Origin of the sequence: Occallatibacter gabretensis, assembly GCF_001449115.1 — a bacterium.
In the GTDB taxonomy this organism is placed as follows: Bacteria; Acidobacteriota; Terriglobia; order Terriglobales; family Acidobacteriaceae; genus Telmatobacter; species Telmatobacter gabretensis.
Window position 1 is genome coordinate 1 of record NZ_LAIJ01000008.1, and the last position, 16,031, is coordinate 16,031.

At 56.7% G+C, this 16,031-nt stretch carries 9 protein-coding genes; 4 read left to right on the plus strand and 5 right to left on the minus strand.

All coding sequences use genetic code 11. The annotated features are described in order from the left end of the window. Positions 1-158: 158 nt before the first annotated feature. The 4 genes from VO84_RS06235 to pncB form a co-directional block, all read right to left on the minus strand. Entirely contained in the window at positions 159-2,507 is a 2,349-nt protein-coding gene (locus VO84_RS06235; protein ID WP_058186547.1) for a glycoside hydrolase family 76 protein, read from the minus strand. Positions 2,508-2,845: 338 nt separating this feature from the next. Beyond that, positions 2,846-3,544 (minus strand): carbohydrate-binding protein, encoded by a 699-nt coding sequence (locus tag VO84_RS06240; protein ID WP_231737805.1) that lies wholly within the window; start codon positions 3,542-3,544, stop codon positions 2,846-2,848. 23 nt (positions 3,545-3,567) lie between these two features. Continuing rightward, positions 3,568-4,608, minus strand: a complete 1,041-nt coding sequence (locus VO84_RS06245; RefSeq protein WP_231737806.1) for a PI-PLC domain-containing protein — start codon at positions 4,606-4,608, stop codon at positions 3,568-3,570. A 24-nt stretch (positions 4,609-4,632) separates the two neighbouring features. Beyond that, the gene (pncB, locus tag VO84_RS06250; RefSeq protein ID WP_058186549.1) at positions 4,633-5,937 is read right to left on the minus strand and encodes a nicotinate phosphoribosyltransferase; all 1,305 of its coding nucleotides are present in this window, start codon (positions 5,935-5,937) and stop codon (positions 4,633-4,635) included. A gap of 294 nt (positions 5,938-6,231) precedes the next feature. Here pncB and VO84_RS06255 point away from each other — a divergent pair, with 294 nt between their 5' ends. From VO84_RS06255 to VO84_RS06265, 3 genes are all read left to right on the plus strand, one after another. Beyond that, positions 6,232-8,544, plus strand: a complete 2,313-nt coding sequence (locus VO84_RS06255) for a GGDEF domain-containing protein (protein WP_197413925.1) — start codon at positions 6,232-6,234, stop codon at positions 8,542-8,544. Positions 8,545-8,828: 284 nt separating this feature from the next. Then, the gene (locus tag VO84_RS06260) at positions 8,829-9,473 is read left to right on the plus strand and encodes a sigma-70 family RNA polymerase sigma factor (RefSeq protein WP_058186553.1); all 645 of its coding nucleotides are present in this window, start codon (positions 8,829-8,831) and stop codon (positions 9,471-9,473) included. Next, on the plus strand, positions 9,470-9,706 hold the full coding sequence (locus VO84_RS06265; protein ID WP_058186556.1) for an anti-sigma factor family protein: 237 nt from the start codon (positions 9,470-9,472) through the stop codon (positions 9,704-9,706). The genes VO84_RS06260 and VO84_RS06265 overlap by 4 nt, the downstream gene beginning before the upstream one ends. A gap of 1,054 nt (positions 9,707-10,760) precedes the next feature. Here the strand turns inward: VO84_RS06265 and VO84_RS06275 are convergent. Next, entirely contained in the window at positions 10,761-13,556 is a 2,796-nt protein-coding gene (locus VO84_RS06275; RefSeq protein ID WP_058186560.1) for a M16 family metallopeptidase, read from the minus strand. Positions 13,557-13,785: 229 nt separating this feature from the next. Between VO84_RS06275 and VO84_RS06280 the strand changes: the two genes are divergently transcribed. Further along, the gene (locus VO84_RS06280) at positions 13,786-16,017 is read left to right on the plus strand and encodes a DUF1800 domain-containing protein (RefSeq protein WP_058186562.1); all 2,232 of its coding nucleotides are present in this window, start codon (positions 13,786-13,788) and stop codon (positions 16,015-16,017) included. Positions 16,018-16,031: the final 14 nt, after the last annotated feature.

The following is a 16,031-nucleotide window of genomic DNA, read 5'->3' on the forward strand; positions in this document are numbered from 1 at the left end:
TGCAAGCTCGGCATCAAAGGTAAACGCCTCCAGGCCGGATGGGACAATGACTACCTCCTGCAGCTACTCGGCAATTAAGATGCGTCGGCCCTGGAGGAAGAGCCTTGTCGTACGGGTTGTCATCCACTTGCAGATCATGAAGTACTTGACTTAACGGCTCACTGAGGATCTTCGAATAAATTTTCGTGCGGGTGCTGGCGGTCCCGAGCATGGGCGGCGGCGTTTAGAGCGTCGAGCCCCGAGCTTAACGTGGAGGCATTGAACGACTGGTCCGGCGCAGTGATCGGCCCGGCCCAGTCGAAGCCGATCTGGTCGTAGATGTTGCGGTCGTTCTCCCAGATGGAAGACGCGTTCCGGTCTATGAACTCCAGGTAAGTCTGGTCGCCTGTCACCTGGTAAAGAGCGTCCAGGTTACGGACGAAGATGCCTTTGAACTGGGTTTGGTCGGGGTTCTGGCTGGGGCAAGGCGATCCGCAGGGCTCTGTCAGGATGCCGTTTGAGCTGACCAGGGTGCTGATGGCGGCATTCGCGATTCGCCGTGCCTCCGTAAGATACGTCTGGTCATTGGTGGCCTGATACAGGGCGGTGAGACCGCCGAGGATGACGCCCTGGTTATAGGTCCAGGTTGTCTGGCCATTGTTCTGGCAGGACGTGGTGAGGCCGTCGTTGATGAGGTTGGACGAGTTGATGAGGCCGCTGGCGTTGAACCAGGCCAACTCTTTCTGCGCCCACTGCAGGTACGACACCTGGTGGGTTTCGAGGTAGAGGCGGGCGGACAGCTCCAGGAAGAGTTCGTTTGTGACGGAGTTTTGGTAGGCGTTTGTGGTTTGCCATATGAGCCCGCCGCCGCACTGGGAAGGCGTCCAGGCCTGGGTCACGTAGGAGTGTATCTTTTCCGCCATCTGCAGGTAGGCGGGGTTGCGCGTGAGTTTGTAAGCGTTCACCCAGGTAAGCGCCCACCATTGGGTATCGTCGTAAGCGGTGTCGATGAAATTGCCCGGAGTCGGCGGCGGCGCCTCGTTGACGGCCTTTGTGAACGTGTTGGAAACATCGCTCATGTACGCCCGCGAACCTGTGCGCTCCATGTAGTCGATGACCGCATCAAGAGCGTTGGCGGAGTTCCACCAGCCGGTGGTGTTGAACAGCCCGGTCGAAGGGTCATAGTACGTCTGCAGCTCCTGCACGGCTGCCTGCGCTTCTCCCTCATCGCCGGTGAGCTGAACGGTGGAGACCTGTGGGCTGGGGGAGGAGTTACCCTCGGCGCTCGTGGCCACAACTGTGGCGTAGAGAATCCAATTGCCGACGGCTCTGCCGCCGGGGACCTGGACTATGGCGCTGGTAGCGCCGCTGCCGCACCCAGAGACCGTTGCGCTCGGGCGTGAATAGTTCTCAGCAAAAGGTTGAGCGGTGACATAGACGTCGTAGCCGGTGATGGTGGGCAGGCCGGCACCGCTGCACTGAGCGGGAGCGCTCCAGTCGACTTTTACGTTGTCGCCGGACCGCTGCTGGGCCGATACGCCGGTGGGTGGCATTGGAGTCGGTGGCACCTGCTTCCACGTCACGTTCTGGAAGTACAGCGTGAGTGCAGACGAACCGTTGATGGCGGGGTCCACCAACTGGAACTGTGGGGTGCTGGGCGAGACGACGACAGTGTTCGGTGCAAGAGCCAGCACTGTTTCAGTGATCGTCTGAAAATTCGGGGTCAATGTAACTGGCGGCCCGGAGACATTTTCGTTCCCGTCCCATGCATTGATCTCGACGGTCCCACTGCCGGCTACCTGCGCGGAGATCTGGTAGGTGTTCCCCGGCAAAAGCGGTGCGTATGTGTAGATCCAGTCGGAATGGCCTAGCGCTGAGTCCACCTGCCATTCCAATGCCGGCGCATCGTTGTAGGTTGTCGAAGTCAGGGTCGAGTCCTGCCCCCCGTACGCCGTTTGCCACAGCGGGAGACCGCTGGCCGGGCCCACAGGAGACACGCTCGGCTTAGTGAAATAAACATTCACGGCCGATGTAGTGCTATCCGGGTCGAGGATTTGAAACTGCGGGTTCGGCGAAAGGACAGCGACGGTCTCGCTGACCGTCTGGAATGTGGATGACAGCTGGATGGGCGCGGACGTAACGTTCGCCTCCCCGTTCCAGATGTTGAGTGTGGCGGTGCCGGTGCCGGCCAGTTGGACCGTGAACGTATACAGCTCATCCGTGGGCAGCGACAGCGTGTCACTGACCCAGTCCGAATGGCCGAGAGCTGAAGTTACCTGCCATTGCAGGGAAGGTTGACCGGCATACGTGACCGAAGAGAGCGAAGCATCCTGGCCGCTGTAAGCCAAAGACCAGTCAGAGGGCGAGAGCGGCAGAGTTGTGGTAGCTGCCTGACCCCAGATCGGCTGGGGGAGCGAAAGACTCGACAGAAGAAAGATTGCCGTCAGAAAACGGAAGAGCTGCGAATATGGCCCTTGAAGCAAGGTCTTCTTCAATTGCATCGGGCAAAACTTGATGATCCGGCGCATGCCAACCTCCAGAAGGTCCTTATCTCTTGCAACAACTCACCACTGACACAGCGCATTCCCTACGAGAACAGCGCAATGGTAACGTTTCCATATGGGATGGTATCGTTACCATAAACGAGGGAAATTCTGATCCGCACGACTATGAACTGTCAAGCACTTTTTGCGGAGATGTTTGTGACACTGCTCTTGAAAACAGAACACGGCAGTTTTTGGGGGGCGTCAGCCTTACAGCAGGGTTGCTGGCCTCAATCTGAGGATGTCATACCGTGAGCAACGCTGACACGCGAATGCTATTGCTCAGGCAATCTGCACCATGACTAGCGATTCGAAGCCTGAACTTAGTCCGGTATCGGTTTGAAATCGAAGTAACCGAGGTTCATCTGGCCGTTGCTGAGGATGTGCACGGTTAGGACGTTTTTGCCCTTATCGAGATGGACTTTGAAAAGATTTGGGGCGAGGTTCCAATGGTGCCACTGACGCCAGGCTACCGGATCGGCGGAATCGTAGGTGGATGCGATGCCGAGGGGCGCTGTGGCGCTCTTTCCATTGACATCGATTGAGATGGTTGCGCCGCGATTGGATGTGTAAAGGAAATCTGCGGTGTAGGTTTCGGTTTTGGCTGCGTTGACCGTGATGTTGAACCATTCACCGGGCTCGGTCCAGCCGACGTAGAGCATGTCGCGCGGAGGAAGAGCCCTGTCATACGGGTTGTCGTCCACCTGATCCGGCTTGCGGTCGAATTTGACGAAGGAGGTATCGACGCCTTCGTGCATGCGGAATTCGTGCAGGTAGGTGCCATCGGCGGGATTCAGTTCTCCGCTGCCGTGATTCTTCTCGTCGATGTCGTGATATGCGATGCCTTCACCGCCGAGATCGTAGTAGGCGCAAAAGACGCGGCCCGGGATTTTCTGTGGGCCATCCTGATAGCGGCTGTCGCCATAGGGCGTGCCTTTGTATTGACTCTGGAAGGATTGAGGGTGAGCGGCTGCGGTGATGCATGTGGCGATAAGGCATACGGAGAAGATTTTCGTTCTCATTGTTCAGTTCCTTTGAGCAGCGGTTATTTCGTGTTGCCCGGACGCAGGTTTTGCGAGTTCTGCTTCATGTACTCGGCAAGGTCTTCATACTGATCGCTGGCGACAAAGTTCACGCCTGCTGCGATGGCGGCCTTCCAGCGCGGAATGACGGCTTCCCTGCTGCCGTAGTTATAGTAGTTGCCCCAGCCGCGATCTTCACTGGGTGAGAATCCATCGAGCGTGTAGAAGCGAATCCAGTAGCCGAGCTCGTGCGCGTGATTGACGAGTGCGCGGAGGCGCTTGTCATCGGCATCGGTCCACGTGATGGAGCCGTGCTGACCGCCTTCTTCTACTGTGTACCAACTGCTGTTCCACCAGCGACGGTAGTTTGTGGGGCGCTCGCTGAAGAGGTCCTCCACCGGGGCTGTGGCCTCCCAGTGCTGAATTTCTTTGCCGACCAGGCCAGCGGGCGGGTTCTTTGTGTGAGCGGAGCCGAAGACGCGTAGCTTTGCCCCGACTGGCACGTCATCATAGAAGACTTTCTGCTGTGCGTCGGATTCTTCTGTCACGACCAGCACGGGCTTGCGGTCCAGCGGAGAGAGCGCATTTGCATCCTGCGTCTTGATTGCTGTTGAAAGCCAGGGCTCATTTTCGCCGAGTAGCTTCCAGACAGCGGCGAGGATTTCCGGCCGGTTGTCTTTGAAATCAAAATGCAGAACGATTACCGGCCAGCGGTCTTTGTGATTCTCCTGGATTGCCTTCTCAATGACTGGACGGGCTTGATCGAAGAATGACTCCTTGAGAGTGGGCTCAGCTCCGGTGGGCTTTGCTGAGTGCGAGACCACTACGCGGCCTGCTCCTGTGGCGGGATCGACATACCAGGCGAGGTCCTGCTCGATGGATACGGGATAGCCGGAGTTGAGCGCGCGAGGGACGCGGTCGGTCCACTTGCCGTCGTATGGGTAGCAGTTATGCGCGTCGAGGATTGGCTGGTTGTGGTTCAGTAAATCGAGATGCGCGTTGGGATTTTGCGCTGCGGCTGAACCGGCGATGAGCAGGGATGATGCGAGCAGTGCTAACTTCACGAGATTCTCCGGACGGTGATCTATTTATGCTTCGACGGGGATGTCTGCGATGCCTTCGAGGCCGAAGACGCGACGGTAGCGTTCCACTTCTTCCGGCGGTCCCATTGCTTTGCGGTAGTTGTCTGAGAGCTTGACTGCCTGACGGCCATCGACTTCGACCAGCTTGCATACCAGGCTGATGGGATCGAAGCCATCGCCGCCCTGCGGATCGCAGTTGCGGAAGTCATTGGTGAGGAGCGTACCCCAGCCGGCACTGAAGCGAATCCTGCCAGAGAAGTAGGCGTGCAGCTCCAGGATTTTGTCGACATCGAGTGCGTCGGAGGCGATGAGCCGCTTACGGCGTGGGTCGCGGTTGCGCTGCTCCAGCCATGCGATGTATTCATCGCCTGCAACGAACGGGTCTTTGCTATCGATGCGCTGCCCGGTCCAGTCGGCTACCCAGTCGGGCGCGTTCCGGAGGAACTGCGTGGTGCCGAAGGTGTCCGGCAGGAGAATCATCAACTCGCCCTGATAGGTGCGCTGCCAGAGATCGAGCAGACGATACTGCGCGGTGCGGAGGTCGTCGTCTGTGCCGGCCAATGCGGCCAGAGCCATTGGCAGTTCATGCGCGTTGGTGCCGATGGCTTCAAGATCGTGGTTGTAGGCGAGGTACGTGTTGGAGCTGCCGGTGAAGTTTGATCCGAGCACATCGCGCATGGCGATCACTACATATTCGTGCCAGAGATAGCTGTGGCGGCGTCGGGTGCCGAAGTCACTTAGGCGAAGCGAAGGAACGCCGCGGAGACGCTCCATCTTTTCCCAGAGCCGGGTCTTGGCGCGAGCGTAGAGGATGTCGAGATCGAACTCACTCAACTTCTTCATCGCGGCGCGGGTCTTGAGCTCATCGATGGTGGAGAGGGCGTAAATCTCCCACAGCGTTGTCTCCGTCCACAGGCCGTCGAAACGGAGGGAAATTTGCCCATCCTGCACGGAAAGCTCGTAATCGGAGAGGCGGAAATCCTTGTCGAGCCACTCCAGAAACTCCGATTCGAAGATTCCCCGCTTGCCGTAAAAGGAGTTTCCCGCGAGCCAGATCAGCTCCGATTTATGGAAGCGAAGCTTGCGCGTGTTTTCTAACTGCTCACGCAGTTCGTCGAGGACGATGATGTCGCCGAGCCTGACTGTAGTGGTGCGATTCTGCAGTGCAAACGAGGCGCGTGTGCGCGGAAAGTGCTTCCAGATGAACTGCAGCATGAGCAGCTTGTAGAAGTCGGTATCGAGGAGCGACCGCGTGATTGGGTCAAGCTCCCAGTTATGGTCGTGCGCGCGGCGGGAAATGTTGACGATCACGATGCTACTAATTTATGGCATTGGAGCGGGATGTGTCCTGAATGATTGATTACAGAAATCGGCTTTGGCAGTCGTATAGTTCGGCGAAGAATCTTCAACCGCCTTCAATAGGTGATAGAGTGAGCAACCCGAATCAAAGGTATGGGCTAATCGTGCCAGTGGCATAAAAAGTGTGCCATACTACCGGCGCTGCATAGAATTTGCACTGGCAATGTCGAAAGAAGGAAGATGGAACGAGGCCTCGTAAGAGGAAGGTCATCTGAATCCCAGAGCAGCGAGGGAATGGCGGCGCGGATGTCCTGTTTTGATTGCAAGGAGCAACCTAATACGAGCACCGCCGGGTCGAACCGGGCTCTGCGTACGCTTCTTGTTTTAGTCGCAACCATCCTCTTGCCTGCTTCCATCGAAGCCGCTGAACCTCAGCCTCTTACTACGCTTGCCGCCATCCACGCCTTGTCAAACCAGGAAGCCGGCAATGCTCTGCCGGTCGCCTTCGAAGCCACCGTCATCTACTCGCGAGGCTATGCATGGATACTCTTCGTGCAGGACGGCAATGACGCACTTTATGTCAGCGCCGACACAACCAATCCCTGGCAAGCCGGTGATCGCGTCTTCATCAAGGGCAAAACCCAAGGAAGTCTTCGGCCTATAGTCCAGGCCGAGAACATCACACTGCTCCACCACGGCGACTTGCCGCAACCGGTTAAAGCGTCCTGGAGCGAGATGATCCGTGGCCAGTTGGACTGCCGCCTGGCACTGGTTCGAGCGAGGGTACGGGCTGTCGATCTTACGAGGATTCCGGGGGGATCCGTTCGCAGCGGCCGTATTCAATTGTCAATGGATGGAGGGCATCTTGAGGCCTATGTCGACAGTGATGATGGAACGGCACTCAAGAACCTGCTCGACGCCGATGTTGAGATTACCGGAGTCGTCGCGGCCAAATTTGACGACAAGATGGATCAAACGGGAAATACTCTCTATGTTTCTACGCTTAGCCAGATTCGAACTCTGGGGCACGCGAGCAGCAGCCCATGGTCCGCTCCGCTCATGCCGATAGAAGAGATTATGGGCGAGTCCCAAATTCAGGATCAGACGGAACGAGTACACGTTTCAGGCACAATCACCTATTACGAGCCCAGCATGGTGGTGGTGCTCCAGAACGGGTCTAAGAGTTTGTGGGTCTCAACCCAGACGCGAGATCCATTGCGAGTTGGCGACCAGGCCGATGCTACGGGGTTTCCTACGGAGCACAATCGTCAACTCTCTCTCTCCGATGGAGAAATCAGAGATTCTCATATCTGGGCCCCGATCCAGGCTCATGAGGTGTCGTCGTGGCAGGAATTAGCCTCCTGGACCAACCAACCCATCGGACATCAAGGCGATCTGGTTTCACTCAAAGGCCACTTAATAACACATGTTCGAGAGGCCTCACAAGATGAATACGTCCTGAGTTCCGGAGGCCAACTTTTCACAGCCATCTATCGCCATGCTGACGCCAAGCACGCTCCTCCTATACGAAACGTGCCTCTGGGCTCGGAAGTTCGCGTGACTGGCGTATGCACTATTCCCTACATGAATACTGTAGATCCACTAGGAGACGATGTACCCTTTGACATCCTCTTGCGTTCTTTGGACGATATTGAAGTTGTCTCCGGCCCTTCTCTTTTGAACGTCAGAAATCTCCTCATGGTAGCCGGTTCTCTGACCGTTCTCCTGTTTATCGCCGTCGTCCGAACCCTGATCGTGGAGCGCAAGATACGACGCCAGAATGCTGCGGCGGCCTATCTCGAAAGTTGCCGAGCCAGAATCCTTGAAGATATCAACGGCACTCGACCACTGAGCGAAATTCTTGAACAGATTACTACCCTGGTATCGTTCCAGCTCCAGGGTGCGCCTTGCTGGCTGCAGACGACTGAGGGGGTGGAAATCGGGAACCGTCCTCCCGCCAATTTGGCCTTACGAATCGTTGAGCAACCAGTTGCGGGACAGCAAGGGCAGGCTCTCGGAATCTTGTATATTGCAGTGCCCGAACGCGCACAAAACTCAACCGACCAATCCCGGACGATTGCAACGACCGTTTCTCTTATTACTCTGGCGATCGAAACCAGGCGTCTTTACTCGGACCTCCGTCATCGATCGGAGTTCGATTTACTCACGGACATTCCCAACCGCTTTTCGCTTGAAAGATACCTCCAGGAACTGATTGACCGTACCCGGCAAAGCGCCGACGCTTTTACCCTGATTTATGTGGACCTGGACAACTTTAAGCCTGTGAATGACTATTACGGCCATATGGTCGGCGATCTCTATTTGCGCGAGATTGCCGCGCGTATGAAACACCAGCTACGAACGGATGATATGCTGGCGCGCCTGGGCGGAGACGAGTTTGCCGTACTGATTCCAACCGTGCAAACAGAGGACGGCGCGCGTGAGGTCATTCACCGGCTTAAACAGGCATTCGAGCAGCCATTTCAGATTGAGGGACTTACCCTTCGTGGATCGGCAAGCTTTGGCTTCGCCATTTATGCCGACGGCGACACAACGAAAGACTCACTTTTGAGCGCCGCTGATGCATCGATGTACGCGGTCAAGCAAAGTAAAGCTTAAAAAGAAGGGCTTTTCTAGAAGCTATAGATTAATTCCCCAAACGGCCATAACGTCCTAGCTAGAATTGGATTTGGCTGCCATAGTACGCGAGCGATCCTATCCACAGTACCTGCGGGTGAGAAGACCAAGCTCAAGGGCTGATGTACCGGCTGAAGCCCGTACTCTTCACTAAAGCGTTTCTAACCGCACCCACTACCAGGCTTTTGATTCCCCGGTCTGGTCCTTTACACTGGACATTGCGGCCCCTCTGATTCCCCTGATAAGGATTTCCGCAACCGATTCGAATGGCGACCATCCAACCAACTGCAGGAGAGCTCGAACCGCCTCACCCAGACGTTGCCCTTGTTGAAAGGGTACGCGGGGGGGATGTTTCGGCTTACGACGAACTTGTCCGCAAGTACGAGCGGCAGCTTTTTCGCATTGCTCAGCATATTACGCAGAACCGCGAAGACGCCGAAGACGTAATGCAGGACGCATTCCTGAAGGCGTACGAAAAGCTTGAACAGTTCCAGGGAAACTCGAAGTTCTACACATGGCTGGTTCGAATTGCAGTAAACGAGAGCTTGATGCGGCTGCGGAAGCGGCGATCAGGCAGGATGGTTTCGCTGGACGAGGACGTGGAGACCGAAGAGGGCTCCGTTCCGCGCGACCTGGCCGACTGGGATCCCGATCCGGAACAGAACTACTCGCAGACCGAACTGGCCGAGATACTGCGCAAGACCATCCAGGGGCTTCCGCCAGGGTTTCGCGTGGTCTTTACCCTGCGCGACGTAGACGGACTTTCCACGGAAGAAACGGCAGAAACGCTGGGTTTGAGCGTTCCTGCGGTCAAATCAAGACTTTTGCGCGCCCGGCTGCAGCTGCGCGAGAGATTGAGCCGCTACTTTAAGCGGCGCAAAGCATCAACTACTAGTGGAGGCAGCAAGTGACGTGCACTGAGTTTCTAGCAATGCTCGATGATTTGATCGATGACGCAGTGACCCCACAACTGCGCGCCGAACTACAGGAGCATCTGCACGGGTGCGATCACTGCGAGGTAACCCTCTCCACGACGCGCAAGACCATCCAGATTTATCGCTCGCATGAGCTGTATGACATGCCTTCCGGCCTTCGCGAGCGGCTTCATGCGGCGATTATGGCGCGGTGTAAGAAGGGTTGCTGAAGCACCCTGGAAGGGATGCTTCAGCTTTATTTAGAGCAACTACGGATTAAAATTCTTTTCATACCTGAGGTCCCAAGGGAGCAAAGCTGGTCATATTTCCTGGCTTATGCTGTGCAACCGATGGGCAGGCCCCTCCTTGGCCAGTAATAATCGATAGAATGTTGTTGCCATACAAACTACTATGATCGATGACAGCACGAAGAGATACGTCCCGTAACTGAAGATTATTTCGATGGCTCCCATCGACGCCAAGACACCTACTGTCAGTAAAACAACTCTTTTAGCTAAAGCGCTGTTTGACGATGCTCTTTGATATCGCTGAATCACCATGCCAGTTGACGCCAGCGAGAATATGCAAGCCAGACATAAGCCTACCTGCGGAGGCTGAAATGGAGCTGGAGATGGCTTTGGCAAAAAGAATACCCTGAGACCGACTACAAAGATTGGAAGCAGTACATAACAGAGACCATAGAAGAACAGGATTCTGGCTCTGGGGCGTCCAAAGTAGTTGATCGGAATAGATCCTCCCTCCTGTTCTTGACTATCAGCAAATCGAACCACGAAAAAACAGCAGACAACGAAGGCAACGGTGAACAGGTAGCTAAGCGCGAAGATAACAAGATTGCGAGAATAATTCACGGCCCAGATATTAAAGAGGCCTACCGTGGTCAACTGCCAAGCAGTAACAATCAATACATATGCCCTAGTTCGCTTCGCCCAACTAGAAGGCATTGCTATATCCCGATCTCGCCTAACCCGCAGACTGGCAGTCAGCAGTATTGAAGAAAAGCACAAACAACTTGCCAAGACCAGAAACAAAGACCCTTCAACCGTTATGCGAGCCGAACGACTGTACCATACAACTGCGGCGAGAATTATCAATCCAAGAAGCGATCCTGTTCTCTCAATACTCTTTGCCTGCATTCTTCTGTCCTTTGTCAAAAGCATTGCCCACCAGGCTAAGTGCTGTCTGCCCGATAGCAGACCCGCAGCCAGGATTCTTCTTTTCCGGTGAATTACTTGGGGCTGGCTTAGTTCCCTTTCGTCGCGCCGCTTACTTCTCAGTCCATGTTTCCACGGGGGCCAGTTTCAGGTCCTTGAGGCTGCCTTCGATCTTCGCTTTATCTCCCACGGCAATTACCAGCATGTTCGCGGGTTTCACGTACTTTGCCGCGACCTGCTGCGCGTCGGCTGAAGTTACTGCCTCAAGCCGGGCTGGCAGCTTCTCGTAGTAATCGAGCGGGAGTCCGAAGGTCCACAGGTCCTGAATCTGGCCGTTGACGCTGTCGGCGCTTTCAAAGCTGCCCGGCATCGAGCGAATGATCGAGTCCTTGGCCATCCGCAGCTCTGTATCGGTCAACGGCGTGGTGTGGATCCCTTCGAGTTCCTTGAATAATTCATTTGTAGCCAGCGCCGTTACGTCTGTGCGAACCTCCGCCCCGGCGATAAACGGACCAACTCCGCGATAGAACGAGTAAAACGAGAAGGCTCCGTAGGTGTAGCCGTGCGCCTCGCGGAGATTCATATTGATGCGCGAGGAGAAGAGGCCGCCGAGCATGGTGTTCATAACCGTTGTGGCCGGGTAGTCAGGAGAGTTCTTCTCGAGGCCGACGCCGAAGGCCAGCAATGCTGTCTGCGGCGACCCTGGCTTGTCGAGGATAAGAATCTTGCGCTGCGGCAGTGCCGGTGCCGGCGGCAGCTTGGGTAGCATGGCCGCGGAGGTCCATTTTCCGAAGGCTGCTTCTGCCATACTGCGCGCCTCTGCAGGCATTACGTCTCCCGTGATTTCGAGAAGACTACTTTTCGGACCATAGTGGCTCGCGTAGAAGCTGGCTACCTGATCGCGCGTCATGGCCTTGAGTGAATCCGATGTGCCGAGCGAGTCGTACGCGTATGGATTCGATTTTCCATACAGATTCAGCGCGCCCGCGCGGAACGCCATTTGCACCGGACTGTCCTCCTGCTGAAGCAAGGAAGTTAATCGCCCTGTGCGGGTCCGATCCAGATCCTTTGACAAGAATGCTGGACGCTCCGCTGATTCCGAAATTAACTCAAGACCGCCGGGCAGATTGCGTTTGAGTACAGAGATATACATCAGGGCGATATCGGAATCGCTTCCGGAAGAAAGATCCGTGCCGAGCATTGCGGCGCGGATGGCTATTTCGTCAGCCGAGCGTTTGGCTGTTCCTTCGGTGAGCATGGCTGCGGTCATGCCGGCGAGCCCCGGCTGGTCCGCAGGATTGCCTGCTGCTCCAGCGAGCGTGACAAAACGGGTGCTGACGATCGGAAGCTCATGCCGCTCCACGAGGTATACGGTCATGCCATTGTCGAGCTTGAATACATTCGGCTTGGGCAGAATGAGCGCGCGTTCTGGGCCGGGCTTGGGAGCATTGGCGCGCCACGCCTGAGCTTGTTCGAACTCCGCGGTGTGCGACGGGGTGATCTTCACGTTCGCATCGGTATCGTCCGGGCTGCGAGGCACATCGGTCAGCACTTTTTTGCCCGGGACGCCGTAGACCACCACGCGCTGATCTTTGCCGAGCGTTTTACCGGCGAGATCGCGCACGCTTGCGGGCGTTACCGCGTCATAGCGCGCCAGGTCTTTGGGCAGGTAGCCCGGGTCGCCCGTGTACTGGTTGTACTGGTTGAGCATGTCAGCAATGCCACCGAAACCGCCCAGCCGTTGCAGCCCGGAGATCATCTGCGTCTCCGTTACATTGCGTGCAGCCTGGACCTCTTCAGCTGTCGGGCCGTTCTTCACGAAGTCGTCGATGACCTTCTCGGCTTCAGCCTCGAGTTTTTCCGGCGTGACATTCTGTTTGGCGATCATTTCGCACTGAAAATTCGAGGCCAGCGCCTCCGCATCGTCGTAGCAATTGATAGATTGCGCAATCTGCTGCTTCAAAACCAGTTCGCGATAGAGCCTGCTCGCCTTGCCTGATCCCAGGATCAGCGACGCGATGCTTGCGTCCGCGTCGCCCGGTTTATATGCAGGCGGCGCAAGCCACGCCAGCGTCACCTTCGGCAGCTGGACCGCATCCGCGACCGTGGCGCGCCGTTCTGAGGTGATGGGTGGCGTTGTCACCGGTGTGACGTCCACCTTTGGGCCGGTGGGAATAGGCCCGAAGTACTTTTCAAGCAACGACTTGATGGTGGCCGGATCATAGTCTCCGGCGATGGCGATGGTGGCATTGTTCGGCGTGTAGTACTGCGCAAAGAACTCACGGATGTCAGCCAGCCGCGCTGCTTCCACGTCTGCGTGAGAGCCCATCACGTCCGCATAATAGGGATGCGTGGACGGGTAGAGCAGATGAAAGACCGTCTCATCGACGATGCCATATGGACGGCCTTCGACGCTCTGCCGCCGCTCATTGCGCACCACATCGCGCTGATTGGTCAGCTTGGCGCGATCCAGCGTATCAAGCAGAAATCCCATGCGATCGCTCTCAAGCCACAACGCCAGCTCCAGCTCATTTGCAGGCATGGTCTCGAAGTAATTCGTGCGGTCAAACGAGGTGGTGCCGTTGATGTCCGTTGCGCCGGCTGCCTCAAGGTATTTGAAGTGCGACTTCTCGCCGACGTGCTTTGAGCCTTCAAACATCATGTGCTCAAAGAGATGAGCAAAGCCGGTTCGTCCGGCGCGCTCCTTAACAGGGCCGACGTGATACCACAGATCAATCGCCACAATGGGCAGTTTGTGGTCCTCATGCAGAATGACTTCAAGCCCGTTGTTCAGCTTGTAGCGCTCGTACTTGATCTCGGGAGCTGCTTCAGGCGCAGCCAACGCCGGGATGGAAGCGGCGAACAGGCTTATGCAGAGTAACGCTGGAATTGAGAGCAATCGACGCATTGGAATCTCCTTGTAGTGCGAACCGCGATGGGCGAATTGAGAAGCTTTCGGCCTCATCAGAACGAAAATTACCTGGGAAAGATTGCCCCAAAAGCATACATTGCCGAAGGTTACAAATAAATACCCCTCTTTCCATGGCTTTGCGCAACTTCCTGCCAATAGTAGCGTCATCAATAAGTGGCAGGCCGAGCCGCGATATAATCCGGCCCATCCCTTGCGGAGTAGTGAAATGCAGTCACCTGATCGCTTTCTGACCCGCTCGCTGGCCACAGCTATGTGCCTTTGTTTCTGCGCATCTACGCTGCCGCAGCCCGCGTTGGCCGCCTCTGCGGCGTTTGACCGCTCTGCGCCCAAACCCGGTGAGTTGAACTCAGATGAACGCGTTCTGCATGCGCTGAATCGCTTTACTTTCGGTGTACGCCCTGGCGATTTGGAAGCGGTTAAGGCTATGGGCCCGGGTTCCGCGGGCCTTGACCGGTGGTTTGCGCAGCAGCTTCACCCGGCCTCCATCGACAACTCTGCCCTTCAAATCAAGCTTGCCGAATACCCGGCTATGCAGTGGAGCAGCGAGGACATTCTGGCGCGCCTGCCCAGCGGCGCTGTCATCCGCCAGGTTATTGACGGCAAAGCTGCCATGCCGTCTGCCGGAGCAGTCCACACCGTTTATGCCAACCAGGTGGCCCGCGTGAGCTACAAACGCGAGCAGGATAAGGCGAAGCAGCAAAATGCTGCGACGAGTGCCGCACCAGGGCCGAATGCGATGGCGGCGGCGAGTGCAATGTCTGCCGCCCCGGTACAGCAGCCGCAGATGGCCGCAAACTCCATGAATGGGCAGGCCAGCAGCGCACAACCCGCTGCTGTGAATGGCATGGCAGCGCCAGTGGCACAGCCTGCTGAACCGCTCATAGAACCTGGCTTCGTCGACTCCATTCTGGCTCTCCCGCCAAGTCGGCGCGTGCAGGCTCTTACCGCGCTGCCTGAGCCTCGTTTTGACGCGTTTCTCAAGGCGCTTAAAGGGCCTCAGCGTGCCACTCTTCTTGCCGGTCTTTCGCCTGACCTGAGAGAGACCGTCGGCGCGCTTGAAAATCCTGAGAAGGTGGTTGTGGATGAGCTTCTTTCGCAGCGGCTGACCCGCGACATCTACTCCGAGGCTCAGCTGCAGGAAGTGATGACCGACTTCTGGTTCAATCACTTCAATGTCTATCTCCGCAAAGATGAGGCGACGCCTTACTACCTCGTCTCCTATGAGCGGGACGTTATCCGCCCCAACTCGCTGGGCAAGTTTGAAGATCTGCTGGAAGCCGTTGCCCACAGCCCGGCCATGCTGCTTTACCTCGACAACTCATCGAGCACTGGCCCGGACTCAACCTCAGCCGAAAAAGCTGCGCAGACTGCAGCCAAGAAAGGCAACAAAAAGTTCAAGGCGGAGGGTCTGAACGAGAACTACGCCCGTGAGCTGATGGAGTTGCATACCCTCGGCGTGAACGGGGGTTACAGCCAGGCGGACGTGATTCAGGCTGCGCGCATCCTTACCGGCTGGACCGTCGATCGCCCCCAACGCGGCGGAGGGTTTAAGTTCGACGCCAACCGTCATGAGCCGGGCACAAACAAGGTGATGGGCAAGAAGTTCAAGGACAAGGGCGAGCAGGAAGGCCGCGACCTGCTGCATTACCTCTCTACGCGCCCGGCCACAGCGAAATTTATTTCGCGGAAGCTGGCGATTCGCTTTGTCTCCGATGATCCACCGCAATCGCTTGTCGATCGTATGGCCAAGACTTTTCTTCACTCAGATGGTGACATTGCCGCGGTGCTTGAGACTCTGTATCACTCGCCTGAGTTCTGGTCCGCGAATACGTATCGCGCGAAGATCAAGACTCCGCTTGAGTACGTGGTTTCGGCAGCGCGTGCTTCAAACGCGAATATCGCGAGCATGCAGCCGCTCATGAATGCTCTGCGCGATATGGGCATGCCGCTTTATGGATCGATTCCGCCGACGGGGTACAAGTGGGACGCCGCTGATTGGGTCTCTACTGGCGCGCTGGTGAACCGCATGAACTTTGCGCTCTCACTCACAGCCAACCGGCTCAACGGCATCACCACCAAGTGGCCGGAGCCTGTGAATGCAGTTCCTTCGGCTGTCATGCAGCCGGATGCGCAAAGACCGTCGCCTGAATCCGAAGAGGCTCGCCTTGAATCGTTGCTCGTCGGTGGCGGGGTCAGTGAAACTACGCGCTCTGCTGTGCTGCAGCAGTTTGCAGAGCAGGCCGCCACAGTGCAGCCCGCTGCGCCGGACACACCCATGCAAGCTGACAGGCTTCGTACGGGTGGCAAACAAGTTGTAGTGGTGCCTTCCGTCTTCAGGGCGCAACCCAACCATCTGCCGCCTCCGCAGCCAATTGAGAAACAGGATCAGATACTCGCCGGACTGCTCTTAGGATCACCCGAGTTCCAACGCCGATAAGGAGGCTCTCCCTC

What these genes read in the sequence shown, in the direction of transcription:
- VO84_RS06235 (WP_058186547.1), bottom strand. Translation starts at nt 2,507, where the DNA reads ATGCGCCGGATCATCAAGTTTTGCCCGATGCAATTGAAGAAGACCTTG.
- VO84_RS06255 (WP_197413925.1), top strand. Translation starts at nt 6,232, where the DNA reads ATGTCCTGTTTTGATTGCAAGGAGCAACCTAATACGAGCACCGCCGGG.
- VO84_RS06275 (WP_058186560.1), bottom strand. Translation starts at nt 13,556, where the DNA reads ATGCGTCGATTGCTCTCAATTCCAGCGTTACTCTGCATAAGCCTGTTC.
- VO84_RS06240 (WP_231737805.1), bottom strand. Translation starts at nt 3,544, where the DNA reads ATGAGAACGAAAATCTTCTCCGTATGCCTTATCGCCACATGCATCACC.
- VO84_RS06280 (WP_058186562.1), top strand. Translation starts at nt 13,786, where the DNA reads ATGCAGTCACCTGATCGCTTTCTGACCCGCTCGCTGGCCACAGCTATG.
- VO84_RS06260 (WP_058186553.1), top strand. Translation starts at nt 8,829, where the DNA reads ATGGCGACCATCCAACCAACTGCAGGAGAGCTCGAACCGCCTCACCCA.